Origin of the sequence: Paenibacillus sp. FSL F4-0125, assembly GCF_038008565.1 — a bacterium.
GTDB lineage: Bacteria > Bacillota > Bacilli > Paenibacillales > Paenibacillaceae > Paenibacillus_AQ.
In genome coordinates this window covers 1,193,420-1,218,697 of sequence record NZ_JBBOZJ010000001.1, presented here as the reverse complement: position 1 = coordinate 1,218,697, position 25,278 = coordinate 1,193,420, and the positions used below count along the sequence as shown (strand labels likewise).

The following is a 25,278-nucleotide window of genomic DNA, read 5'->3' as shown; positions in this document are numbered from 1 at the left end:
TGAACTCATAATTAGGGAAATTCTCCCCAAAATTCGAACTTTGTAAGTGCAAATTAAACTTTTTGCGGAAATTCTCCCTAATAAATAGTCGATTATAGGAAAAATAGGCGGTTTTCGCAGAATTTTAGGGAGGAATTCCTCAATTATCGATCATATAGAGTAAAATACGATTAAATTAGGGATGATTTCCCTAATTTCGAGTTTTGATGATCCGAGCTATATTTGAGCACCAGCACCCACACTGCACACCACCTATTTAAGGTCAGCTCAAACAAATAAGCGGTCGCCAGAATAACTCTCCGGCGACCGCTTATTTCATCACGACATAACGTGACCCTACAATTAGCGTCATTTTTTTCGCGTTCCACCATCTCTACGACGGTAGAGCACAGCACCAACTATCGCTATCAAAACGATAATGACTCCACTGATCCCAACATTCACAAGTGGAAAAGAGTCACTGTCCGCAGCTGGTTTCCCCTCAACATCAGTCGTCCCATTATTCCCAGCTCCTGATTTCGGCGAATGATTTGATGTTACCTCCGGAGTAGCTGTAGGAGTCCCTGCCGATATACTAGGTCCAAGCTCCTTCAGATCCTCTGATGCCGAGGCAAGCAGCTTCGTTCGACTGCATAAACTGGCCACTAATTTACCTGAATCTCCTTCCCTATTATCATTTGCATAGACGATATAACTTTCCCCTTCCACGAATTCAAACCCGCAGCTGGCAGACGATAAAGCAGTGGTCAAGGTAACCTTATTCCCCTCAACCCCTTTCCAGCTGGAACCAACCTCAAAGGTTACTTTTACTGGATCCGCGGACGAGATTATAGTTCCCCTTGGCTCCTTTATCTTTACTACCTTCCCAACAAAGACGGCCGTGCTTGACTCCAGAGCCTCAAGCGGCTCCGCAGGTACAACACAGGAACATGCATAAGTAACGGAGGGCCGCACCGTCAGCAAGGCCATAAATATTAATGTAAAACATAGAATTATCATCACTGGTCTTCGAAAATTGAACTTTCGCACCTTAATGACCTCCTTCTTTATCTTACAGACGGAGCAGATGTGGAAAGTGTTACAGGAATTGTAAAACAAGTTATACAAGTCTAGTCCATTCTGCCCGGATTGGTCTTCATTGGTCGCTCATATCTGCTGTACCTACTCATAACCCCCGCGCTATAGCAATCAACCGCTGAATCCCCTCACGTAGCACCCCTTCACTTGCGAAGGAATAGCTAACTCGAATTCTCGACTTCATTTCCCCTAGCGGATCAAACAGCTCTCCTGGCACAAATGCAATGGACTGCGCCATACTTGAAGCAAACAGTCGATCCACCGAAAGATGCTCCGGCAGCTTCACCCATAGATTTAAACCACCTTGCGGAGGCGTCCACTCCCACCCGGTTGCAGCCAGTTCTTCTTCCACGATTTCTTTATGCACCTGAAGCGCAATACGCAGCTTACCGAGATGATTCTGCAAGCGTGCTGAAGTATAGTAATGTAGAAATATCTTTTGATTAAGCAGCGGAGTCCCATTGTCTGCCAGTGATTTAGCGGTGATCAGGCGCTCCATAAATGGATATCGACAAGCCACCGCGCAGATCCGTAAGCCTGGAGCTACATATTTACTGAAGCTGCTGATATAAATCACCCAGCCCTCCGTATCATAAGCAAAAAAAGGCGGCGGGGGCTCCTCTTCAAAATACATATCGCGGAATGGATCATCCTCTACCAGTAGACAGCGATAACGCTCGGCTAGCTCTACTAAAAGTTTGCGTTGCTGCACTGGCACCGTATATCCGGTTGGATTGTGATGGGTCGGATTAATATAGAACATACGCGGCTTATGCTTTTTCATCAAAGCCTCAACTCTCTCCAAGTCATACCCCGTCGGGGTGATCTCCACCGGAATCAGCCGCGCCCCCTCCCGGCGAAAAATATCCATGGCCACACTGTAGGTTGGCCGCTCCACAAGCACTGTGTCTAAAGGCCCGAGTACAATTCGTGCGATCAGATTGATTGCCTGCTGAGCACCCGAAGTAATAAGCAGCTCTTCCGAGGATAGCTGTAGCCGATGCTTCTTCCGAAAATGACGGCTTAGCGTCTCCCGTAGCTCTTCATCCCCCTGAACCGAAGAGTATGTCCCCATTACCTTGGGATATAAATCGAACACTTTTTTAACATAGTCCGATAGAAAAAGGTTTGGCAAAAGTCCCGGATCAATCAGCGCCTGCGAGAACTGATACTTGGTCGGCACTCTTTGTATATCTGAAAGCGGATTAGTGAGCGCATAAGAAGATACCGCGGCACCCTCTTCTATAGAAGAAAGCCGGCTTACTGGCGATACATAATAACCCGATTTATCTTTTACATATACCTTTCCATCCTCCGTCAGCATTCTATACGCTTTGAATACCGTCAGTCGATGTACCTTTAAATCCTCCGCCAGCAGCCGTATAGAAGGAAGCTTATCATGCGCCCCCCACTCCCCTCGCTCCATCCGATTCACTAAAAATTCATATATCTGCCGAAACAAGGGATGATTATGCTCACTGCTTGCTGACTTTTTCACGTCACTGCAACTCCTCTCCGAACAACTTATTCCCATTTACAGTATTGTACACGATTTCCGAAGTCATCTGTTCTACTCAACGTCATCTGTTCTGTAAACTGCCCTATATGATTAACAAAATGATTTAACACATTAAAGGGGACTTTCAAAATGATCTTATTCGCTTATGCACTTGTATGTCTGATCTTCGGCACGACCTTTCTAGCTATCAAAATTGGTGTGGATGCTGGTGCGCCGCCCTTCTTTTCAGCTGGCTTACGTTTTTTCGTTGCAGGTGCTGTACTATTTCTATGGATGGTCTGGAAACGAAAAGCTAGCTTCTCCCTGCTCCTGCGTAAAGAAATGCTCTTCACCGGGTCTGCATTAACCTTTGGCACCTTCGCGGGTCTTTACTGGGCTGAACAATATGTATCTTCTGGGCTTGCAGCCGTACTCTCTGCGACCGGACCGATCATGATTCTATTACTCCAAACCTCTATTCTTCGTCAAAAAGCACCCGCCATCTCCCTATATGGCTGCATTATCGGATTAACTGGTGTATTGCTGCTCGTTCTACCTAATCTTGTCGTTGATATTTCACCGCTATGGCTCATCGGCTGCGCAGCTGTCCTCATTGGGGAATGCTGTTACGCAGTAGGTGCGATTTATTCTAAAAAAGTAATCAACAGTATGCCCGAGGTCTCTCCAATCGCACTTAATGCAGCCCAAATGATGTATGGTGGCGTGTTATTATTCATTCTTTCTTTAGCCACCGAAAATGTACATCCTGAGTTTCTGCTCTCTTACGAGACCGCAGGTTCACTGGTCTATCTAATCGTAATCGGCTCGATGGTCGGTCATTCGTTGTTCTACTGGCTCGTCGCTAAGACAAATCCTGTGTTTCCTTCTACCTGGCTCTATATTTCTCCACCGATTGCCGTAGGGGTTGGCTTTTTCTTTTATAATGAGGCCGTGAATTGGGTTACGATCCTCGGTGTATTCACCATTATTGCTGGAACCATCCTGGTCAATGCTGACGCCTTGAAGCAATTAATGCTAAAGCGTAGGGTCCGTACATCTGCGGCAAGCAATAGCGTAAAACTTATAATTAATAAAAAAAAGAATATATGACGTACTATATATTGCATTTATGACCACTATTGCGTATTATATAACCAAGTTAAACTAAAAAAATCTATATATGACTCATATATGAAAGGAGGATTCGCTTAACGGCGCTTCTTTTCTAAAGAGGAATGCCTTTTTATCTGAAGTGGAGGGAATTACGATCGAACTGACACCACGTCAACTAGAAATCATTGATATTGTGAACAAAAGAGCTCCGATTACCGGCGAACAGATAGCCGAATGTCTGAATTTAACACGGCCAACGATTCGCTCCGATCTCTCTGTTCTGGTTATGCTCAAATATATCGATGCTAAACCTAAAGTCGGTTACTTCCCGGGACTCAAATCATCTAATCGTCTGGGAAGCAATTATTTGTTGCAGGAGACAATGGTAAAAGAGATTCAGAGTGTACCTATTATTATCCGTGAGACTACTACGATTCAAGATGCCGTAGTTACGCTATTTCTACAGGATGTTGGTACCCTTATTATTTGTGACGAAGAGGGCAAGCTCACCGGTGTTGCTTCACGTAAAGATTTCCTGAAGGTAACTCTTGGCAATCCGGGTGCAGTTTCCATGCCCGTAAGCATGGTCATGACTCGCCAGCCCAAAGTGGTCACAACTTCACCAGATGAGACGGTGCTTGATGCTGCACATAAAATGATTTTTCACGAGGTAGATAGTTTACCGGTAGTTGTTCCCAGCGCCGCAGAAGACAGTGGTACGAAACTGGATGTCATAGGACGCTTAACGAAAACTGCTATCGTAAAACTTCTCCTCGAACTTGAAACCAAAGGATAACAGGAGGAATTCATGAGCATCGAGCAATCTTCCAACCTAATAACGATCTGCTCAGATTCTATAGGAGATACGGCGGAAGCTGTCGTGCAGGCCGTCATTCACCAATTCCAGAATCAGCAGATCACCATCAAAAGATACGGAAACATTAGACATGAAGATGAGCTCCGGAAGCTTATGGAAGAAGCCGCGCAGCATAAAGGTTTTGTCGTCTATACGCTGGTGCAGCCGGAGCTAAGAGAAATGATTAAAGAAGAGGCTGTACGGCTTGACCTTCGTATAGTCGATATCATGGGCCCAATGATGCAAGCTTTCATTGATACGTTTGACGACGCTCCTCAGCAGCGACCGGGTTTATTGCACCAGCTTGATGAGAACTACTTCCGCCGGATGGAGGCTATCGAATTCACAGTGGCCTGTGATGATGGCCGCGATCTCGGCGCCATGCTGAAGGCCGATATCGTTCTGCTAGGAATGTCCCGTACCTCGAAAACGCCGCTTAGTATCTTTTTGGCCCATCGGGGGAAAAAGGTTGTTAACTATCCGATTATTCCGGAAATTGCTCCTCCGCAAGAGCTGCTAAGCTTGCCGTCGAACCGATTGATCGGACTTACCATGAAGCCGGAGTATATGCTGAAGATTCGCTCCGAGCGGCTGAAGGTGCTTGGGTTACCGACTGGCTCCCAATATGCAAGTCTGGAGCGGATTACAGAGGAGATGGAATATGCCTCTTCTCTGTTCAATAAGCTAGGCTGTCCTGTAATCGATATTACCGACAAAGCTATAGAAGAAACTGCCGGCATTATTATGGGTTATATCTAACATTCGAAAAAAAAATATATGGGATGTACTGGAGGGAATTAGAATGGATCGCGAACTGGCTCTTGAGATTGTACGGGTAACTGAACTAGGTGCATTATCCTCAGCTCGCTGGATCGGGCGGGGAGATAAAAATGCGGCAGATGATGCTCCAATGCTCTATATTGGCGAGAAAGTCGGGAATCAAAAGGGGCCTTCTGTCGATGTAGCCGTCGATCCTCTGGAAGGTACTGAAGTGGTCGCCTGTGGTCTACACAATGCGCAATCCGTGATTGCCATAGCAGATCAGGGCAGCCTGCTGCATGCTCCAGACATTTATATGGAGAAACTCGCTTGCGGTCCTGAGCTTGCCGGGAAGCTTAGTCTTGAAGACCCTGTGGAGGTCACTCTCCAGAAAGCATGCCTCTTCAGTGGCAAGTCCCTCTCCGAGCTAACCGTAATGGTTCTTGACCGCAAACGGCATGAACAGCTCATTCATAGCCTTCGTGAAGCAGGTGTACGGATTAAGCTGCTCGGTCATGGCGATGTGGCTGGCGCTATTGCGGCAGCTCTACCGGATAGCGATGTCGATTTGTACATGGGCTCGGGCGGAGCACCTGAAGGCGTCCTTGCTGCTGCCGCACTGAAATGTCTTGGTGGAGAAATGCAGGGCCGTTTGCTTCCCGATGGACCTCTTGAGCAGCAGCGCTGTATCCGCATGGGGATTGCCAACCCTACACGAGTGCTATACATGGAGGACATGGTTGGCACAGGCGACGTACTCTTTGCCGCCACTGGCGTAACTTCAGGTGAGTTCCTAAACGGTGTTCGTTTTATTGGCAAAGAACGAGCCGAGACGCATTCGGTCATCATGCGGGCGCAGAGCCGAACGATCCGCTACATCCGCAGCATTCATTTCCTTCCCGGCAAAGAGATACCGGATGCATTAACTGTTAGACAGAATGTTGCCTCTCTATAGCATTTCACAAAAAAAACAGGCTATCTCACCAGCTCACCCTTGGCTAGTGAAATAGTCTGTTTTTATTACTAAATAGCTAATCATCTCTTATTTATTTCTAATGCGCTCACTCGCTAAGGTATCCATGGCATCCATGGTTCCGGTAGCTTGAGCCAAATTTCTCGCCTCTTGTTGATCAGCGGCTCTAAGCGCATCGCTTTCCTTAACACTGCCATCATAATTTCGATTTTCAGCTGTATTTTTATTCGCAATTTCCTCAAAACGGTCTGCGTTCAGACTATTATGCTGTACGAAGATTCGTTTCACTTCTTCTTCCTTCTCCACACCCTCTACATCCACCATTACAAGGATATGACCTTCACCTACGTAGTTATCGTAACGCTTGGCTTCCTCTTCAGGAATGCCAAGACCAATAAGACCACCAACCAGTCCACCGCTACCAGCGCCTATTGCCGCTCCAGCCAGCGTTGCCGCAAGCGGTCCGGCTGCGATAATCGGGCCAATACCAGGAATAGCCAAAGCGCCTATCCCCATCAAGAGCCCTGTCAAACCACCCAGCAGGCCACCAGTAGCTGCACCAGTAGCTATGCCTTCCGGCGCTTGAGTCCCTGACTCATCTCTAAGTGAATCCACACTATCATTATTTCTCGCGATAATCGAAATGTCCTCCGTCCTGCAGCCTTGACGTTTCAATTCTTCAATAGCCCTCGAAGCTTCGTATTCGGCAGCAAAGACACCCACTATTCTCTTATTCATCTCCATTACCTCCTAGTGATCGAAGTTAGCTCATACGTTCAGCTTCATAGCTTACTTAACCAAACTGGGCAGGGATAAACTTCTATCTCAGAATTCATAAAGTATTCCAAGTAATGTGCCTGCTAAAATATACTGTATAATAAAAGAAGACGGGCAAATTTGCCCTTGGTTAACTCTATAAAAGAAAGAGACGGAAGCAATCATGGCGATATTTAATTATAATTCTGAGCGTCCCTTCAGAGGTAATCCCGATCTGCATCTCCATTACTGGGGGCGGGAGCAGTGTCTCCCTGGGCATTTTTTCGGACCTGGGGTTCGTGACGTATACAAAATACACTTCATTCATGAGGGAACGGGCAAGGTATCTGTGGGAGAACAAACCCATATCCTGCAAGCGGGACAAGCTTTTCTTACCTACCCTCATATCGTTACTTCTTATGCAGCGGACCTGACCAATCCTTGGATCTATTCATGGGTAGCCTTTACCGGAGAACAGGTATCCTATATTTTATCCAAAACCTCCTTGACCCCTGAGCAGCCGATCTTCCCGATGGATGAACAGCTTATGCCTAATCTCTACGAACGCCTGACAGAAGCAGCCGATACTTCAGATTGTCTTGACCTGCCGCTAAAAGCAATCATGTATGATTTTTTCTCCCTTTTGCTACAAGCGGTACCAGCTGTTCCGGATGTACTTCCTTTACCGCGTCAAAAGAGTATTTACGTCGAGCAAAGTCTCCACTTTTTGCATACCCATTATTGTGAGAACATTTCGGTGGAAATGCTGTCTTCTTCTCTCAAGCTGGATCGCAAATATTTATCTTCCTTGTTCAAACGGACCATTGGTATGCCGCCACAGCAGTATTTATTGAATTACCGAGTCGCTAAAGCCTGCGAGCTTCTGACAGAAACCCTCTGTACTATCGGTGAGATCTCGCGTTCCGTCGGCTATCAGGACCCCTTACTCTTTTCGCGGATGTTCAAGAAGGTGAAAGGTTGCTCTCCAAAAGAATACCGTGTCCGTCATCTCGAAAATGACATTGTGCTATAAACTTCTTCCTTGCTGACATACGTTTGTCCGGGATCTTTCGCTACAATAAGGACGTAACGTAGTCAGAAATAAGTCTTTTTAGGAGGAAATAATGATGTATAACGCAAGCGCTACCAGATATGACAATATGAAATATAACCGCACTGGAAAAAGCGGTCTACTCCTTCCGGCGATCTCGCTTGGACTATGGCATAACTTTGGCGGCAACGACTTATTTGAGAATGGTCGCGCCATGGCAAGAAGAGCTTTCGATCTTGGAATCACTCATTTTGATCTCGCTAATAACTACGGTCCTCCAGCAGGCTCCGCAGAAGAAAGCTTTGGTCAAATCCTTAAGAAGGATCTTGCTCCTTATCGTGATGAAATGATCATCTCTACTAAGGCTGGATATTATATGTGGGCCGGCCCTTATGGCGAATGGGGCTCCAAGAAATATCTCGTCTCCAGTCTAGATCAAAGCTTGAAACGTATGGGACTCGATTATGTAGATATTTTCTACCACCACCGTCCAGATTCGAATACACCACTGGAAGAAACTATGGCTGCACTGGATCTCATTGTACGCCAAGGTAAAGCGTTGTATGTTGGGATTTCGAATTATAACCCTGAACAGACACGTGAAGCGGCACAAATTCTGCGTCGCCTTGGAACGCCATGCCTGATTCATCAACCAAACTACTCCATGATGTCCCGCTGGATTGAAGACGGCTTGCAAGATGTATTAGCTGAGGAAGGTATTGGTTCGATTGTGTTCTCCCCACTACAAGGAGGCATTTTGACCGACCGTTATTTGAACGGAATCGCTCCTGATTCTCGCGCTGCTGGACCAAGTGTATTCCTGTCCGAGAACGCTATCACTGAAGAGGCTATCGGTAAGGTTCGTAAACTGAACGAGATTGCTGCTGCACGTGGACAAAAAATGTCTCAGCTAGCGTTGTCTTGGGTACTCCGCGGAGGTAAAGTCACTTCTGCTCTGATCGGCGCAAGTAAGGTGAGCCAGATTGAAGATGCTGTCGCTTCCTTGAATGCACCGGAGCTAAGCGCAGAAGAGCTGGAGCAAATCGAGACGATTTTGCGAGGATAATTATAGATTAAACCATAAAGACGGCCAATGAGGTCAGGCAGCTTAAGCTGCTCTGGCACTTCATTGGCCGTTTTTTTCCTACTCACCCAAATATCTGCGTAATATACACCATAATTAATAATCCAAAGATAAACGAATACGTCGAAGGCCGTTCGTAACCATGACCATGACTCTCTGGAATAAGCTCCTTGTATACAATGAATAGCATAGCCCCGGCTGCAAAAGCAAGACCATAGCCCACTACATTTTGCAGATAACTGGCTGTAAAATAGCCAAGCACCGCAGATACCATTTCCATAAGTCCGGTAAGCGTAACAATTCCCAGGGCTTTTAACTTGCTTGTTCTAGAATTCATCAAAAATACTGCAAGAATCAATCCTTCGGGCATATTTTGCGCACCAATTGCAATGGCCACGGTCGGACCCAGGCTTGCCTGTTCACTGGCATAACTGAATCCCGTACTAAGACCTTCTGGTATGTTGTGAATGAATAGCGCGATCAAAACGAGCAACGCCTTCGAATCCATATTGGTGTATCCGGGTTTATTCTCCACGTCGATATGCGGGATGTTTTTTTCAATTAAATCGAGAAGCAGTACACCTGTAATCAAGCCTAGGGTTAAAGCGATAATCCCCGATTCTTTAATCGCTTGCGGCATGAGTCCAAATGTAGAAGCCGATACCATAATACCTGCTGTAAAAGCAACGAGAACGTCCTTCCACTTCTCAGATAACCTCTTTACAAACAGGATCGGAAACGCTCCAAGCACCGTAGCCATTGCTGATACAAAGCTGCCAATAAGCGCAGTTTCCAAGTTTTCAACTCCTTTGGTACAAGTTCGGATAGACCAACATATGTTAACACAAAAAGTATTATTACTTCTATATAGCTTTTCCGAATAGTGCGCTAATCATAAAAAGACCCCCATAGGCTCTATTGGGACTGACCCCATAACGTGAGACAAATCAAAACACCTTCAAAAGAATGGAACCTTGTCGTAAGATAAGGAGATCATCTTGGAGGTGTTTTTGCATTGGCAACCAGAGTAAGTTATCCCGTGGAAATAAAGATGAAAGCTATAGAAATGAGATTAGCAGGCGTACCTGTGAAAGAGGTTATGGAGCAGCTCGGAATACGGAATAAGACACAGCTAAAGACATGGATGAGATGGAATCGAAATGGTGAACGGCATCGTTTGCAGCAGCCGGTGGGTAAACAGTACAGCTATGGAAAAGGTCCGGAGGACTCTTCGGAGCTCGAAAGAGTAAAGGCAGAGAACCGATTCTTAAAACAACAATTAGAACTGCTAAAAAAGTACGAGGAGTTGGAGAGGAGGTGGAACCAGAGGCCGTTATTGCCTGGATCGAATCCATTCGAAACGAAGTGACGGTGTCTGAGGCTTGTAGATGGCTCGGAATCGCAAGAACGACTTACTACCGCTGGAAAGCAGCTGTGGGGACAAAGCATACAGACAAAGTGGTGGAGAAAATCCGGGAGCTTTGCATCCGTCATAAATTCCGCTACGGGTACCGGAAAATCACGGCGCTCCTTCGGATAGAGCAGAGTATAAATCACAAGCGAGTCCAGCGGATCATGCAGTGTGAGGGGCTTCAGTGCCGCGTGAGGATGAAAAAACGAAAGGTGACTGGGCAATCTGTACACTCCTTTGAAAATCTGCTCAAGCGACAGTTTCATGCAGAAGCACCTCTGCAAAAACTCGTCACGGACATTACCTATTTGCCATTTGGCGGGAAGATGTTGTACTTCTCCAGCATTCTAGACTTGTACAATGGTGAGATTGTGGCTTACAGTATAGCAGATAAACAAGATACCTCTTTGGTGTTGGATACGTTAAATCAACTTCCAAAGCAGGAAAAGATGTTGCTGCATAGCGACCAGGGCAGCGTGTATACGTCCTTTGCGTACCAGGAAGCTGTAAAAGGAAAAGGCATTACCATGAGCATGTCCCGTAAAGGAACGCCCGCTGATAATGCCCCCATTGAATCGTTTCATTCCACCCTAAAGTCTGAAACGTTCTACCTCGAAGATCTCACATCTACAACGACTGCAATCGTTGTAGAGACCATTCGAGACTACATCATTTACTATAACTCATTTCGAATTCAAGCGAAACTAAATAACCAGTCACCGATGGATTTCCGGCGACTGGCTACTTAAACTTGTAAGGTGTTTTGATCCCTGTCTCACAAACGGGGGTCAGTCCCATTCATACCCTAAGGAGGTCTTTGTCTAACATGTAATTACGCGATTCAGTTACACTAGCTTCTTCCGAATCATGCCGGAAATCAAATCAATAATCGTAATCATCACAATAATGCCTAGTAGGATAATCCCGACCCGGTCCCAATTCCGTGAACTGAGGGCGAAGATTAACGGCGTACCAATCCCCCCAGCTCCAATCACACCCAGAATCGTAGCTGAGCGAACGTTAATTTCGAACCTGTATAAAGTGTAGGATAGAAAGCCTGGCAATACCTGCGGCACAACAGCAAACCATAACACCTGCATGCGGCTGGCGCCAGAAGAAATTAAGGCTTCAAGTGGACCGTTATCAATATTCTCAATCTCATCCGCGAACAATTTGCCGAGCATGCCCACGGAATGCAGTCCCAGAGCCAGTACACCCGCAAATGAACCCGGCCCAACAGCCTTGATAAACAGCAAAGCCATAATGATCTCAGGGAATGTCCGTATAAAGCTTAACACCAGCTTACCGGAACCCGAAATCACCTTTCCCTTGCTCATGTTGACCGCAGCCCAAAAAGCAAAAGGGATACATATGAAGGTCGAGATAAAAGTTCCTAAAATTGAAATAGCAAGCGTTTCAAGCAATCCACGGAGCAGATCCTCCCCATCTGGTAAATAAACGAAGGCCCAGTCAGGTGAGAATATCCCAGCAAAGATCGCCTTAGTAATGACCCCGGCGGTTTCTTTAAATCCATTAAACGGCACTCCGGAAAAAGCCCAAATGTACACTACCACTAATGCCACATAAATCAGTAGGCGGAAGCGATTTTTACGAGGTTTAGGGACAAGGGTATTCCATGATTTACTCATATTAATTTCTCCCGCAGCTTAGTGCTTACATAATCAATAATCAATACTACTGCTAATGTGAACAAGATAATGGTGCAAGTCTTATCGTATTCTAAAAAGCCTAATGTCACTTCATAGTAATGGCCGATTCCACCCGCGCCTACCAAACCTAAAACTGCTGCAGCACGGACATTGATCTCAAAGGCATACAGCACATAGGACATGAAATGAGCCTGTACCTGCGGAATGACTCCGAATATAATTCGTTGCGTCTTATTCGCTCCGACTGAAGTCATTGCTTCCAAAGGTCCCTTTTCAATCGTCTCCAACGATTCATACGTAAGCTTGGCGATCAGCCCCAGCGAAAATACCGTCAAAGCAAATATTCCCGGAAGCGCACCGAGACCGAAAATGGCGACAAAAATAGAAGCCAGCAATAGATCAGGAATTGTGCGGATCAAATTCAGCAGCATACGCACTGGATAATGAAGCCATCGACTTTGCGTAATATTGCTTGCACACAGTAGTGCAATGGGAACTGCAAGAATGGCACCAAACGTTGTACCGACCAATGCCATCCGGATCGTCTCCAGCATCGCATCTATAATATTGTCAAAATACCCCCAGTTTGGAGGGAACATTTCCTTAAACAGATCCAGCATATTCGGCAGACCGGAGATCAGCTCACCGATAGATGAATCGGTCAAAACTGCACTTCTCCACAGTAATACTACTAATATGATGACTGTGAAATAATGCTTTATTTTCCTTGGCGGTTTGGGGTGTAGTTTCTCTGCATTCAAATTCATATCACATGCCCCCGATTACAGGCTCACCTAACAACTCATCCTGATGAATCGGTCTTCCGTAAATCTCAGCGAACTTCTCATCGGTTGCCTCCGATACAGGGCCATCGAAGACCACTTCTCCTGCTCGGAGTCCGATAATCCGGGTAGCATATTCTCTAGCAAGATCGATAAAGTGCAAGTTCACGATGGTGGTGATCCCAAGCTCCACATTAATTTTTTTCAAATCATCCATAACCTGCTTGGTCGTGAGCGGATCCAGTGAAGCGACAGGTTCATCTGCAAGGATAATTTGCGCCTCCTGCGCAAGAACACGGGCAATAGCCACGCGCTGCTGCTGACCTCCAGATAGTTGATCTGCACGTGTGTAGGCCTTCTCAGCAATATTGACCCGATCGAGAGACTCAAAGGCTAAATCAATATCCTTCTGAGGGAATTTGCCAATGATCGTCCGTATTGTGGAATGATAGCCGACCCGCCCTGCCAATACATTACGAAGCACCGTCGTACGTTTGACTAAGTTAAAGCTTTGGAAGATCATTCCGATATTTCTACGGATCATTCGGAGCTGGCTTCCCTTTGCCTTCGTGATGGATTGCCCATTGATAAGAATATCGCCTTCTGAAATATCATGAAGCCGGTTAATGGAACGCAGCAAGGTTGACTTCCCCGCTCCAGAAAGACCAACAATAGCTACAAATTCCCCAGCTGGAATAGTCAGATTAATGTTGTTCAAGCCTTTAGTTCCGTTTTGATACGTCTTGGATACATTCTGAATCTTTATCATGAAATCATTCCTTTGTGTGTGTTTTCGTATAATCGTATAAAAGAGAAAGAGATAGCCAGATCCGGGGGGGAATCCGGAGCTGGCTATCCTTAATGACTGTTATACACCAACATCGTTGTATCCTTGAACGGCTTGGACTACTCTGTTTTTACTTTATTGTTGTATTCACGAACAATGTCAAAGTTGCTATCTTGTGACTTCACATATCCTTCATGAGAATAAATTTCTTTAACAATCTCATGTCCTTCTTTGTCAGCTGCGATATCAATGAATGCTTGCTGAATCTTCTCCATCCATTCCTTGTTCATATCTGAACGAACCGAAATCGTATCGTTAGGGATTTTATCAGTGAAGGCAAGAACTTGGGTATCTTCAAATACTTTCGGATAATCCTTAAGGACTACATTACGAGCATCTTGGAAAATAGCTGCTGCATCTACGTCACCGTTCAGCACAGCAAGTACGCCTTGATCATGTCCTTTAACCGTGATGGCTTGTACATCTTTCAACGGATCAAGTCCTGCATCCATCAGCGTTGCAGCCGGCCATACAAAACCTGCTGAGGATGTAACGTTTTGATAGGCAATTTTTTTGCCTTTCAAATCGGCAACGGATTTGATCGCAGAATCTTTCTTAACAATAATCATAGATTTGTAGAAATCAGCTAATTCATCTGTCGGAGCACCCGTTTCATCATTTACTCCAAAACGCTGAGCTTGAAGAATAACTTCAGCAGCTCCTTTTTCTTTTGCTAATACGTAAGCTGTTGGAGGAAGGAAGCCCACATCCACTTTTTTGGAAGCCATAGCTTCGATAACTGTGTTGTAATCAGTCGAGACACTTACTTCTACAGGAATACCGAGTTTATCACCCAGTAATTTTTCAAGAGGTTTCGCCTTAGCTTCGAGCGTATCTGCATTTTGGGAAGGGACAAATTGTACTGTAAGCTTCTCTGGAACATAACCCTCTGCTACAGGAGCTGCCGTTTCCTTCGGTGCATTTGTTCCATCTGTCGATCCTTGGTTTGCAGTATTAGTAGTGTTATTAGCACCACAACCACTAAGCAGTGTAATAGACATCATTAGCGGCAATACGAATTTACCTATTTTTCTCAAACGAAAGACCTCCACTGTTTTCTTTTTTTTAGTACTTCTAGACTATAAATATTTTGTATTAAATCTAGGGCATCTAACTATTAAATATATGTAAAATTTATTTTAATCTCTTAAAATTTCCAAATTATCTGATAGAATGGGGGTCTGAACTTATAATTTGCAGGAGGCTTCCCATGAATAAAGACAACACTTTAACCTGTGAAATCCTCATAACAAGTGATCTACATGGGCACTTAGGACCCATTGATTACCGTACAGGTGAGAAACGACAAAAGGGCTTAGCAACCATTTCCAGCCTTATTAAACAAGAAAGATTCCATTGTCCGGAACTTATTCTTCTGGATAACGGTGATCTTATTCAAGGAACACCGCTAGCTTATTATGCAGCCACGCAGTACAGTGACGAATTAAATCCAGGCATAGCTGCACTGAACGAATTAAAATATGACGCTGCAATTATCGGCAACCATGAGTTTAATTTTGGTAAGCCACTGCTCAATAAAGCCATTCAGGATTCCAAATTCCCTTGGTTATCTGCTGGGATTATAGAAAGCAAGACATGTGAGCCCGCATTTGGTAAACCTTATATCATCAAGTGGGTAGACCAAAAAATCAAGGTAGCCATTCTAGGGGTTACCACACATTACATTCCCCATTGGGAGAATCCTGTCCATATAGAAGGACTTCAATTTAAGGATTCGTTAGAGACTGTAAAACTTTGGTGTGCCAGGATACGAGAAGAAGAACAGCCCGATTTACTCGTTGTAGCTTATCATGGCGGATTTGAGCGCGACCTCATTAGTGGTGAACCTGTAGAGAGACTAACCGGGGAGAATCAAGCCTACGCAATGTGCACAGAGGTTGAAGGCTTAGATGTGTTAATTACCGGACATCAGCATCGCTTCATAGCTAGTGAGCTAAATGGTGTGACGATCATACAGCCTGGTTGTAATGGGCATTCCCTAGGTAAGATTTCAGTAATCTTTCAAAAAGAAAACGAGCATTGGAAGATAAAGAGTAAACAAGCCGAACTCCTTGCTGTGGACGACAATACCGCTGTAGATGATACACTTCTAGAGCTTAGCAGTACTCTTGAATCAGAAACAGAAATCTGGCTGGATGAGAGAATAGGTACAGTTATCGGTGATCTATCTATTTCTAGTGCTGATGAATGCCGAATGGCTGACCATCCCTTTATAGAATTCATGAATAAAGTACAAATGGAGGCTACCGGTGTAGAAATCTCAACATCAGCTTTGCTCAGTAACGATTGCAAGGGTTTCAGTAACACCATTACTCGGAGAGACATTCTTTCTAACTTCATTTACCCTAACACGCTAACTGTACTAAGACTGACCGGGCGAGATATAAAAGAGGCACTGGAACAAACCGCCAACTATTTTCAAAAGGATATAGAGGGAAATGTAATGGTTAACCCTGCTTATGTAGAACCTAAATCGCAGCATTACAATTATGATATGTGGGAAGGCATCCACTACGAGCTTCATGTCCATAAACCTGTAGGCAAAAGAGTCCTCCATCTGCTGTATCGTGGACAGTCTGTAGAGGACTCTAAGGAATATGATGTGGTTATGAACAACTATAGAGCAAGCGGCGGTGGAGATTATGAGATGTATAAGGGCAAGCCGATTGTCAAAGAAGTACTGATCGACATGTCTGAAATTGTCACGAATTACATTGAAAAACGCGGTCAAATTGAAGCTACCTGTGATCACAACTGGAGAGTGGTTTAGGTTGTGCTGATGAATGCCTTAATATCGGTTTCTATCAGCTTTAAAGCCCCTCTCCAAAAATCAATGGAGTGTACATCAATATCCATAAACTTTGCTACATCTGCAATATTATGCTTGCTGGTAGCACTAAGGAACTGACGATACCGGGCGACGAATCCCTCGCCCTTTTTTAAATATTCTGCGTAGAGTCCTTTAGCGAATAATAGTCCGAAGGAATACGGGAAGTTCATAAATTCATAACCAGCCATAAAATAGCCGGCCTTGTTCATCCACATGTAAGGATGGATCGTGTCAGGATCAATGCTCTCACCGTAAGCTTCCACCATACAAGTAATCATCAATTCGTTCAGCTCTTGAACAGGAAGCGGACCTAAGGCTCTTCTCTCATATAATTTAAGCTCAAATAAATAACGAGCATAAAAATCTACAAGATAATACCCAGCATCGGAAATACTTCTCTCCAATAGAAGCAGCGCTTCCTTCTTGGTCGAACTAGTGAGTAGTGCCTGATTTACAATCGTCTCGCAAAAGATCGAAGCCGTTTCGGCAATCGGTATCGGGTAATCTGTGTTCAGCATCGTTTCATTCCCCAGACAGGAGCTATGATACGCATGGCCGAGCTCATGGGCAAGGATACTAATATCTATAGCATTTCCGGTGAACTGGGTCATGATTCTGCTCTCGCCTATCGGAAAAATATCAATGCAGAGCCCATATCCACCCTTACCCGCTCTAGGTTCTGCATCAATCCATTGCTGATCAAAAGCCTTTTGCGCTAAACTGGCCAATTCCTCGCTAAAGGTTCCGAAGCTAGAGACAATTGTTTTTTGAGCATCTTCGTAAGAGATTTTTACACTTTCTTCGCCAATCGGTGCAAAAATATCGTAAAAAGGCAGCTTGGTGGAATGTCCCAGCAATTCAGCTTTCTTTTGATAATAGGTATGAAAAGCTGGCAGACTCTCCTGAAGAGCGGCGAGCATTGCCGATAAAGTTTCACTGTCCATTCGCGATGCCACTAACACCTTTTCCAGAGAAGATTGATATCCACGCATGCCATAAACCGTTAGCGCCTCACCGCTTATTCCATTCATGCAAGCTGCACAAACCCCAGCAATACGGCTGCAAGCTTCAGCCTCGGCTTCATAAGCCGCTTTTCTTAATGCAGCGTTATTCTCATAGGCCATACTCCTTAGTTCCGCAAGCGTTACTTTCTTAGTTTCCCCTTGTACTACCACATCTGCTAGTGTACTCGATACGCTCTCCATGTAGAGCCTTCCCCAAGCTGTAGAACCCGTGCTCTGCATTCTGGAAATTGCAACTTCCACTTCCTCATTTAATACATAACGGGATTGCAGAAGAAGCTCCTTTAAATAAAATCGATGCTTCAAAAGATAAGTTGAGCTAACGATAAGCTCATCTATGTGATCACAAGTACTAATCCAACGGTTAAAACCCGCAACTACTCCTGCAATCTCTGAGCTCATATGTTCAATATCATCCGCAAGATTCATAGCTTCCTCACAACTGCTGTCTGCACTAAGCGTTAACTCTGCATAGGCCAATAAACATACATCTACGCTTTTATAATCGTTATAGAGTCTTAGAAAGTCCTCCACAGGTGCAGCCGTAACATCTGTCACTTTCAAATGATTCTCAGCCCACATCTTTAAATCTTGTATATGTTGACTCAGTAGCTCGCGATCCCTTCTTACCTTCTCCGATTCAAAGGAAGGATATAAGCTATCCAAATTCCATGTCATATTCATTCGCAAACCTCTTCCCCATCGATTACTTTCGAGTGCTGTCCACTGCCTTTTGAATTTCGCCAAGCGTCTCCTCAAGACTCTGACCAGCCAGATATCGATTAACGGCTTCCTGAATCTTTACCTGCAACGATTCTCTGGACACCGTATGCGGCCAATACAGAGTAGCGTCCGCGCGGGTAACGACCGCTGCAATTTTGGCTACTACTGGATTAGCAATCTGAAAATCCATAATCGAGGGAACCGCCAATGCTCCGACTGCAAGCTTTTGCTGGTTCGCTTTGCTATTCATAAATGCTACGAACCTCTTCGCTTCCTCTGGATACTCTGTCTTAGCATTAATCACACGGTACGTCCCCACATTAATATTAGGAACGGTCCGCTTCTCACCGGGTACCATCATGAAGTCGATATCATAAGCCGAGTTGCGCTCCATAATACTCGGGATATCCCAAGTACCTGTAATAATCATAGCCGATTTCCCCTGACCAACAAGATCCTTAGCCTGCTCATGCTTGATACTCATCCAATCTTTTGGAACATAACCTCTATCGATAATCTCCTTATGCTTCTTAATAGCATCTACAAAAATAGGATCTGAAATCTTGACCTCTCCACTTTCCAGCTTCTTCGTCCATTCTCCGTCCGCACCATTATTGGACATCATCGACCCCCAGAAAAATTGAGCGGTTGACCATTCCGCATCCATCGCAACAGGGATAATTCCCACCCTTTTTAACCTTTCACAGACATCGATGAATTCAGTCCACGTCTGAGGCACAGTTAAGCCTAACTGCTCGAACATCGTCTTGTTATACAAAAGCCCGTCGCTGTGCATTACTTCAGGAGCTCCATACACTTTACCATCAATAGTTACTGGCTTTAGAGAAGTAGGCAAAAATTCATTAAGAAATTCAGAGCCTGTAAGATCCAGATACATATGATCGCCCAGCGCTCTGAACTCTTCAAAGAGACTTGGGGACCACGTATCGAAAATATCCATCCTCACTCCACCTAATAGACGGATTTTAATACCGGCTGTGTAATTCGCATTTTGGATAAAGTCAGCTTCAATCTTGATGCCCGGATTCTGGACCTCGAACTCCTTAATAGCATCGAAATAGGCTTTACCAGCCTGAGCCGTATCCAGCAGGTAGCTGGAATAGCGGAGCGTAATATAAGGCTTCTCCAAATTGCTACCTTCATCCCCTTTATTCACTAAAAACGTATCATTTGTGATGCTGATATTGTTGCATCCTATTAATGATAACGCAATCAATAATATCATTATCATCTGCATCCACTCTCGAGATTTCATCCGCATGAATTCCCCCCTTCTCTCTGCTAGTTGCTTCATATTGCTAATGATAATCCATAACGGCAGAAAAGTGCATAGCAAGCTATGCACCTTTTTTTAACTTCTTTTATATTCGCTTTAATACATAAAGTACAGAAGTGAAGTCAGCCGCACCTTCCGTACAAAGCTCATCCTGCCGAATAACAAGACCAGCACTCATTAGTTCATCTCCATAATGTACTCTTTCCTGAACTCCATTAATACAATACTGCTTATCAGGATCCAGACCTGCAAGCATTAGTCGTCTAAACCCTTGGTTTACACCGTTTAATACTTGATAGTAACCGACTATAGCCTCGTTTTTTTCTTGGGAGACTACCATCCAAGCAGTCACATTGTGTCCGAACGGGCTCAGTAAACGATGGAATTTGCCCTTTTGGATTAAGGCTCTATATTCTTTGGCAAAAGCAACCTGCTGCCTCACCCTTTCCTGTTCCACATCTGTCAGTTCATTTAAATCCAGCTCATAACCAAACGCTCCAAAGTAGGCGACATTCGCTCGAGTGTCTATCGGTGTAATTCGCCCTAACTGCTGGTTAGGCACTTCAGAGACATGCGCTCCCATACTGCTCACAGGATAAACAAAAGATGTACCATATTGAATCTTCAGACGTTCCACGGCATCGGTATCGTCGCTTGTCCAAGTTTGAGGGGCGTAGTAGAGTAAACCTGGATCAAATCTAGCCCCACCACTGGAACAGGATTCAAATAAAATATGCGGGAACTTTGAGGTCAAACGTTCATATAGATCATACACACCGAGAATATAAAGATGGAACACCTTCCCTTGTCCGGAAATTTCCTGGGCAATGGAATAACACTCTGTAATATAACGGTTCATATCCCATTTCACATAAGTAATTGCAGACTCACTTAATACCTTGGACATGGATCCATAAATATAATCGACTACTTCTTTTCTAGAAAAATCGAGTACATACTGGTTTCTGGAAGGCGAAGCGTGTCTACCAGGCGTACTAATAATCCAATCCGGGTGCATCCGGTACAGGTCACTGTCCTTGTTTACCATTTCGGGTTCAAACCATAAACCGAACTTCATCCCTATCGCTTCTATTTTATTCGCTAGTCCCTTAATGCCTTCCGGCAATTTCTCTGAATTCACTACCCAATCGCCGAGACCTGCCCGATCATGATTACGTGCTCCAAACCAGCCGTCATCCAGTACGAATAATTCCATACCCAGATTTTTGGCGGTGGTGGCAATGGCAAGTATCTTATCCTCAGTAAATTCAAATGAAGTAGCCTCCCAGTTATTGATCAAAATGGGCCGAACCAGATCCCGCCAATGTCCTCGAACCAATCTTGTCCGGTATAGCTCATGGTAAGTCTGGCTCATTTGGTTTAGCCCATGATCTGAATAAACCATAACCGCTTCTGGTGTCTGGAACGCTTCTCCTGATGCTAATTCCCACTCAAATTGATCCGGATGAATGCCCATAATTACTCTGGTGGCATCATGAGTATCCACTTCTGCCTGTGCCAAGAAATTTCCACTATACACAAGGCTGAACCCGTACACCTCACCGGCAAACTCATCTGCCCCTGGTCTTTTTAAGACAAGAAATGGATTATGCTCTGCACTGCTTGCCCCTCTAAGGCTATAAATCCCTTGCGTCCCTTGCTCTAACTTACGCGTCTTCACATGACGTTCCCTGCTCCACGCACCCGCCAAATGAATCATCTCATAATCATAGTCTGGCAAATCTATACTAGTACTCATGGCACGATTCAATATGATCTTCTGCTCGCCATTATTAGTAAATTTAGTATTTCGAGTAATCACAGCCATTTCATTAAATATCGTATAACTAAGTAGTATTTCTGAATCTATCAAAGCATCATAGAGTGTAATCTCTAACGTATCGGCTTCATGAGCATCTTCCACATAGGTAGCTGGTAGCCCACTCAATTTCTTTTTCCCTTTAAATATCTCATGCGATTGGTATTCGAAATTTGATATGGAACTACCGTTCTCCTGTTTGATCTCAAAGGCCGGATATCTAAAATCAGTTGTTCCATAAGAGGGGTATTCTTGTCTTGTGTGTTGAAGCGAGAAATGGTAATCATCTTCATATACATAAGCTGCTAGTGATCTTAAGCCGCCTTCCAGCAAATGAGCAAAGGAATCTCTATCCCGAATTTTCTTTCCATAATACAAATTCCCAAGCTGTTTATTTTTCAGAATCTTTATAATATAGCTGATATGATCATTATAAAGATGAAACTCACCTGATTGTTCATGAAATAGAATAGTCATAAGTACCTCCTAATTTATTACAACTTACCTCCGGACGTAGCAATTCCTTCAATAAATTGCTTCTGAAAAAGCATATATATGAGTAACATTGGCAGAATAGCCAGCACGGACACTGCCATCAGCTCAGGATAGTTTACAGAGTAAGCGCTTTGAATCTTGGCTAACGCTGAAGATAAAGTAGCTGCGCTGGAGCTTGTGTTTACAATCATCGGCCACATTAAATCCTTGAAACCAAACAAAGCGGTAAAGATACTTAAAGCGACCAGACCTGAACGAGTTAAAGGAAGCATGACTCTTAAAAAGGTTTGACCGATATTACAGCCATCTAGCTTCGCCGCTTCTTCCAGCTCTTTCGGAAGTCCCATGAAGAATTGTCTTAGTAGGAATGTACCAAACGCGCTGACAATCCCGGGAAACAAAAGTGCAAAAATAGTGTTACGCATACCGATCGCATCTACCATCAGATATTGCGGAATGATAAAGATTTGCGTGGGTACCATCATCTGAAATAACACTAATCCAAAGAAGAAATCTCTGCCAGGGAAATTCAGTCTCGCAAAGGCATAAGCAGCCATAGCACTAAATATTCCGGAGAAAATCACCCGCAAAGCCATCATAGAGAAGGTATTAAAATACAGCTGTACAAAATCGTTTTGTTTAATAACCTCAGCGTAATTCCCGAATTCCCACGTCGTTGGGAAAAAGACGAATGGATTCATTGAAGTGGACTCAGCCACCGTTTTAAATGAAGTTAATATCATCCATATAAAAGGTAACACCATGATACAGGCGCCTATAATTAAGAACACATGAATCGATACAGTAGATATTCTCTTTTTTTGCTCCATTTTTTGTACCCCCTACATATAATTGACCCATTTTTTCTGTACCTTCATTTGGATCAGTGTGATGACAATGATTATGGCTAGCAAGAGCATTACAATCGCGGATCCATAACCCTTATTGGAATATTTAAAAGAGTTGTTATAGAAAAGGTAGACCAGTGATACGGTCTTGTCATACGCCGGATTCGTAACATCGATCATCATGTAGATAACATCAAATACTTGCATCGCTTGAATAATCGAAGTCACCATTACAAAGAACAAGGTCGGTGTTACTAGTGGTAAAGTAACAATGAAGAAGCGTTTAATGGGACCCGCTCCATCGATATTAGAAGCCTCATAATAATCTTTAGGAATCTCCTGCAGACCTGCTAATAAAAGTACCATACTGTACCCGACAGCACTCCATATCCCAATAATTGCGATTGAAATCAAGGCTACATTAGGGTTAGTCGTCCATTGCACTGGACCCATTCCGAATACAGATAAAATGTGGTTGATCAATCCAAATTGGGTATTGTAAAGCCATTTCCATACCATCGTTACCGCAGCAGGAGCCGCAATCATCGGAATAAAATATATTGTGCGGTACAGAGATTTCCCTTTGATTTTTCCATTTAGCAGAACCGCCAGCAGCATGGCGATAATTATTGTTATAGGAACAACGATAAGGGTGTAGCCTAGAGTATTACCTACGGCGTGCCATACTTGCGAGTCCCCAAACATTTTCTTATAATTATCGATGCCTACGTAGATATTGCCTTTGCCAAAATCCCCACTCTTGAAGAAACTCAAATACATCGTCTGGAAGATTGGAATAATATTTAATACCAGTAAACCTATAATCGTTGGCGCAATTAAGAACCAACCCCAGGACCATTCATTCATTGTGCTTCTCGATATCTTCCTCTGAATCACTCTGCTCACGTTTATCGTCTCCTATCAAATTACGGCAACCCTAAGGTTGCCGCAACTTTATATGGTTCACGTCTATTCTCTAAGAAACTGTACCTTATTTCTCTTCAGCAAGACTTTCATTCATAATCTTAGCTGCAGCTTTAGCAGCATCCGCAACCGGAACTGCTCCTGAAAATGCAGGTTTTAAGGCTTCATAAGCTTTATCTTCCCAAACTGCAGTTGTATTAGAGTAAGGTCTGATCACAGCGTAATCCACCATATCTATAAACGCTTGAATGTTGAACGTTTTATTAGAAGTGAGCCAAAGATCTGCTGCACCTTCATAAGCTGAGATTGCTACACCAAGTTCAGCTTGTTTTTCTTGACCTTCTTTAGAACCCAGGTACTCGACGAATTTCCAAGCTTCTTCTGGATGTTCCGTTTTAGCCGCGATTGCATTACCAAGGCCATTAAAGATTGATGCTTGTTTCACTTGTTTAGGCAGAACAGCTACATCAAAGTTTTTAGCCATAAATTCATTTGACGTAAAGCCACTAAGGTTCCATGATCCAAAAAAGCCCATCGCCGCTAATCCGTTTTGCAATGCTTCTGCGCGTTCACTGTCCCCATACACCTCTGGCGAAAGACCATCACGAATAAATTTTACATAATATTCTAAAGCTTCAATCGTTTTGGGATCATCGTATCCTGATTTTTTGTCATCTGTAATGATGGTTCCACCGTTTTGATAAACAAAGTTGTAATAACCTTCCTGATTATGAAGGGGTGTCAAAATACCATAAACACCATCTTTAGTTAAAGCTTTAGCTGCCTTGTACAAGTCATCCCAAGTCCAAGTGTCGTTTGGATACTTCAGACCTGCTTGATCAAACAATGTTTTGTTGTACCAAAGTCCGATCGTATCGTAGTCCTTTGGAATGGCGAACTGTTTGCCTTCAAAGTTGTAGATCTTGGATAAGCCTTCCGGAAATTTACCCATATCTACTGCTTTGCTAGCACTAATTCTGTCGTTCAAATCCATCAGCATGCCGTTGGAAGCATATCTGTAAATTTCATTGGAGTGCATCCAGAATACATCTGGCAAGGCACCGCCTGTTGCACCTGCTTCAAGCATAGTCCAATACTCTGCCCAGCCTGTGACTTCAATACTGATTTTGATATTCGGATTCGCAGCCTCGAACTCATCAGCCATCGTCCGTAGTCCTTTTTCCTGATTGGAATCCCAAATGGCGTATTTCAATGTAACTTTTTCCCCGCTAGTTACTGAAGCATCCGTTGCCGCCGCAGCGTCCCCATTCTTAGCGTTATCAGTAGCTGCATTGTTATTCTTGTTTCCTCCACAAGCTGATAACACCGTCATCATCAGTAAGACCACTAACATGAATGGAAATATTTTTTTCTTCATTAACATAACCCCCTTATAAGTTATCTTCTTTACATTTCCAATCA

General features: G+C 44.1%; 22 protein-coding genes. 8 read left to right on the top strand and 14 right to left on the bottom strand.

All coding sequences use genetic code 11. The features are described 5' to 3' along the window. Positions 1–348: 348 nt before the first annotated feature. Both NST74_RS05325 and NST74_RS05320 read right to left on the bottom strand, forming a co-directional pair. Positions 349–1,029: a hypothetical protein gene (locus tag NST74_RS05325; protein WP_341110829.1), complete on the bottom strand. Its 681-nt coding sequence runs from the start codon at positions 1,027–1,029 to the stop codon at positions 349–351. A 136-nt stretch (positions 1,030–1,165) separates the two neighbouring features. Next, the gene (locus NST74_RS05320; protein ID WP_341110828.1) at positions 1,166–2,575 is read right to left on the bottom strand and encodes an aminotransferase-like domain-containing protein; all 1,410 of its coding nucleotides are present in this window, start codon (positions 2,573–2,575) and stop codon (positions 1,166–1,168) included. 150 nt (positions 2,576–2,725) lie between these two features. Between NST74_RS05320 and NST74_RS05315 the strand changes: the two genes are divergently transcribed. From NST74_RS05315 to glpX, 4 genes are all read left to right on the top strand, one after another. Beyond that, positions 2,726–3,685, top strand: a complete 960-nt coding sequence (locus NST74_RS05315) for a DMT family transporter (RefSeq protein ID WP_341110827.1) — start codon at positions 2,726–2,728, stop codon at positions 3,683–3,685. A 142-nt stretch (positions 3,686–3,827) separates the two neighbouring features. After that, on the top strand, positions 3,828–4,484 hold the full coding sequence (locus tag NST74_RS05310) for a CBS domain-containing protein (protein ID WP_341110825.1): 657 nt from the start codon (positions 3,828–3,830) through the stop codon (positions 4,482–4,484). Between the two features lie 12 nt (positions 4,485–4,496). Continuing rightward, entirely contained in the window at positions 4,497–5,303 is an 807-nt protein-coding gene (locus tag NST74_RS05305) for a pyruvate, water dikinase regulatory protein (protein ID WP_076117955.1), read from the top strand. Positions 5,304–5,346: 43 nt separating this feature from the next. Then, a complete protein-coding gene (gene glpX, locus NST74_RS05300) occupies positions 5,347–6,258 on the top strand; it encodes a class II fructose-bisphosphatase (RefSeq protein WP_341110824.1) in 912 nt (303 codons plus the stop codon). Between the two features lie 87 nt (positions 6,259–6,345). Here glpX and NST74_RS05295 read toward each other — a convergent pair whose 3' ends face one another. Further along, positions 6,346–7,014 carry a general stress protein gene (locus NST74_RS05295; RefSeq protein WP_341110823.1) on the bottom strand — a complete coding sequence of 223 codons (669 nt, stop codon included), beginning with the start codon at positions 7,012–7,014 and terminating at the stop codon, positions 6,346–6,348. 202 nt (positions 7,015–7,216) lie between these two features. Here NST74_RS05295 and NST74_RS05290 point away from each other — a divergent pair, with 202 nt between their 5' ends. Further along, the gene (locus NST74_RS05290; protein ID WP_341110821.1) at positions 7,217–8,065 is read left to right on the top strand and encodes an AraC family ligand binding domain-containing protein; all 849 of its coding nucleotides are present in this window, start codon (positions 7,217–7,219) and stop codon (positions 8,063–8,065) included. Between the two features lie 94 nt (positions 8,066–8,159). Beyond that, the gene (locus tag NST74_RS05285) at positions 8,160–9,149 is read left to right on the top strand and encodes an aldo/keto reductase (protein WP_445668172.1); all 990 of its coding nucleotides are present in this window, start codon (positions 8,160–8,162) and stop codon (positions 9,147–9,149) included. 82 nt (positions 9,150–9,231) lie between these two features. On the opposite strand, the gene NST74_RS05280 is transcribed toward NST74_RS05285, so the two are convergent. Further along, a complete protein-coding gene (locus NST74_RS05280) occupies positions 9,232–9,963 on the bottom strand; it encodes a ZIP family metal transporter (RefSeq protein ID WP_341110819.1) in 732 nt (243 codons plus the stop codon). Between the two features lie 219 nt (positions 9,964–10,182). On the opposite strand from NST74_RS05280, the gene NST74_RS05275 reads away from it, so the two are divergent. Further along, positions 10,183–11,327 (top strand): IS3 family transposase gene (locus NST74_RS05275; protein ID WP_339287325.1). Its coding sequence is split into 2 segments (ribosomal slippage): positions 10,183–10,471 and positions 10,471–11,327, totalling 1,146 coding nucleotides; the frame shifts between segments, so codons are not numbered across the junction. 96 nt (positions 11,328–11,423) lie between these two features. On the opposite strand, the gene phnE (NST74_RS05270) is transcribed toward NST74_RS05275, so the two are convergent. The 4 genes from phnE (NST74_RS05270) to NST74_RS05255 all read right to left on the bottom strand — a co-directional run bounded on the left by phnE (NST74_RS05270) (position 11,424) and on the right by NST74_RS05255 (position 14,914). Beyond that, entirely contained in the window at positions 11,424–12,227 is an 804-nt protein-coding gene (phnE, locus tag NST74_RS05270) for a phosphonate ABC transporter, permease protein PhnE (RefSeq protein ID WP_341110818.1), read from the bottom strand. Further along, entirely contained in the window at positions 12,224–13,015 is a 792-nt protein-coding gene (phnE, locus tag NST74_RS05265; protein WP_042124631.1) for a phosphonate ABC transporter, permease protein PhnE, read from the bottom strand. Before phnE (NST74_RS05265) ends, phnE (NST74_RS05270) begins: the two co-directional genes overlap by 4 nt. Before the next feature lies 1 nt (position 13,016). Then, positions 13,017–13,799, bottom strand: coding sequence for a phosphonate ABC transporter ATP-binding protein (gene phnC, locus NST74_RS05260; RefSeq protein ID WP_341110817.1), 783 nt, complete (start codon positions 13,797–13,799; stop codon positions 13,017–13,019). Between the two features lie 137 nt (positions 13,800–13,936). After that, a complete protein-coding gene (locus tag NST74_RS05255; RefSeq protein ID WP_341110816.1) occupies positions 13,937–14,914 on the bottom strand; it encodes a phosphate/phosphite/phosphonate ABC transporter substrate-binding protein in 978 nt (325 codons plus the stop codon). Positions 14,915–15,087: 173 nt separating this feature from the next. Between NST74_RS05255 and NST74_RS05250 the strand changes: the two genes are divergently transcribed. After that, entirely contained in the window at positions 15,088–16,668 is a 1,581-nt protein-coding gene (locus NST74_RS05250; RefSeq protein ID WP_341110815.1) for a bifunctional metallophosphatase/5'-nucleotidase, read from the top strand. On the opposite strand, the gene NST74_RS05245 is transcribed toward NST74_RS05250, so the two are convergent. The 6 genes from NST74_RS05245 to NST74_RS05220 all read right to left on the bottom strand — a co-directional run bounded on the left by NST74_RS05245 (position 16,665) and on the right by NST74_RS05220 (position 25,234). Then, positions 16,665–18,434 carry a M3 family oligoendopeptidase gene (locus tag NST74_RS05245; RefSeq protein ID WP_341110814.1) on the bottom strand — a complete coding sequence of 590 codons (1,770 nt, stop codon included), beginning with the start codon at positions 18,432–18,434 and terminating at the stop codon, positions 16,665–16,667. The two genes, NST74_RS05250 and NST74_RS05245, sit on opposite strands and share 4 nt — an antisense overlap. 22 nt (positions 18,435–18,456) lie before the next feature. Then, positions 18,457–19,755: an ABC transporter substrate-binding protein gene (locus NST74_RS05240; RefSeq protein WP_341110813.1), complete on the bottom strand. Its 1,299-nt coding sequence runs from the start codon at positions 19,753–19,755 to the stop codon at positions 18,457–18,459. A gap of 100 nt (positions 19,756–19,855) precedes the next feature. Beyond that, entirely contained in the window at positions 19,856–22,066 is a 2,211-nt protein-coding gene (locus NST74_RS05235) for an alpha-galactosidase (RefSeq protein WP_341110812.1), read from the bottom strand. Positions 22,067–22,083: 17 nt separating this feature from the next. Then, on the bottom strand, positions 22,084–22,914 hold the full coding sequence (locus NST74_RS05230; RefSeq protein WP_341110811.1) for a carbohydrate ABC transporter permease: 831 nt from the start codon (positions 22,912–22,914) through the stop codon (positions 22,084–22,086). A 12-nt stretch (positions 22,915–22,926) separates the two neighbouring features. Next, a complete protein-coding gene (locus NST74_RS05225) occupies positions 22,927–23,799 on the bottom strand; it encodes a carbohydrate ABC transporter permease (RefSeq protein ID WP_445668171.1) in 873 nt (290 codons plus the stop codon). Positions 23,800–23,923: 124 nt separating this feature from the next. After that, entirely contained in the window at positions 23,924–25,234 is a 1,311-nt protein-coding gene (locus NST74_RS05220; protein ID WP_341110808.1) for an ABC transporter substrate-binding protein, read from the bottom strand. Positions 25,235–25,278 lie beyond the last annotated feature (44 nt).

Coding starts and splice junctions, on each gene's coding strand:
- NST74_RS05315 (WP_341110827.1), top strand. CDS start 2,726: ATGATCTTATTCGCTTATGCACTTGTATGTCTGATCTTCGGCACGACC.
- NST74_RS05305 (WP_076117955.1), top strand. CDS start 4,497: ATGAGCATCGAGCAATCTTCCAACCTAATAACGATCTGCTCAGATTCT.
- glpX (WP_341110824.1), top strand. CDS start 5,347: ATGGATCGCGAACTGGCTCTTGAGATTGTACGGGTAACTGAACTAGGT.
- NST74_RS05295 (WP_341110823.1), bottom strand. CDS start 7,014: ATGAATAAGAGAATAGTGGGTGTCTTTGCTGCCGAATACGAAGCTTCG.
- NST74_RS05290 (WP_341110821.1), top strand. CDS start 7,217: ATGGCGATATTTAATTATAATTCTGAGCGTCCCTTCAGAGGTAATCCC.
- NST74_RS05285 (WP_445668172.1), top strand. CDS start 8,160: ATGTATAACGCAAGCGCTACCAGATATGACAATATGAAATATAACCGC.
- phnE (WP_341110818.1), bottom strand. CDS start 12,227: ATGAGTAAATCATGGAATACCCTTGTCCCTAAACCTCGTAAAAATCGC.
- phnE (WP_042124631.1), bottom strand. CDS start 13,015: ATGAATTTGAATGCAGAGAAACTACACCCCAAACCGCCAAGGAAAATA.
- phnC (WP_341110817.1), bottom strand. CDS start 13,799: ATGATAAAGATTCAGAATGTATCCAAGACGTATCAAAACGGAACTAAA.
- NST74_RS05250 (WP_341110815.1), top strand. CDS start 15,088: ATGAATAAAGACAACACTTTAACCTGTGAAATCCTCATAACAAGTGAT.
- NST74_RS05245 (WP_341110814.1), bottom strand. CDS start 18,434: ATGAATATGACATGGAATTTGGATAGCTTATATCCTTCCTTTGAATCG.
- NST74_RS05240 (WP_341110813.1), bottom strand. CDS start 19,755: ATGCGGATGAAATCTCGAGAGTGGATGCAGATGATAATGATATTATTG.
- NST74_RS05235 (WP_341110812.1), bottom strand. CDS start 22,066: ATGACTATTCTATTTCATGAACAATCAGGTGAGTTTCATCTTTATAAT.
- NST74_RS05230 (WP_341110811.1), bottom strand. CDS start 22,914: ATGGAGCAAAAAAAGAGAATATCTACTGTATCGATTCATGTGTTCTTA.
- NST74_RS05225 (WP_445668171.1), bottom strand. CDS start 23,799: ATGAATGAATGGTCCTGGGGTTGGTTCTTAATTGCGCCAACGATTATA.
- NST74_RS05220 (WP_341110808.1), bottom strand. CDS start 25,234: ATGAAGAAAAAAATATTTCCATTCATGTTAGTGGTCTTACTGATGATG.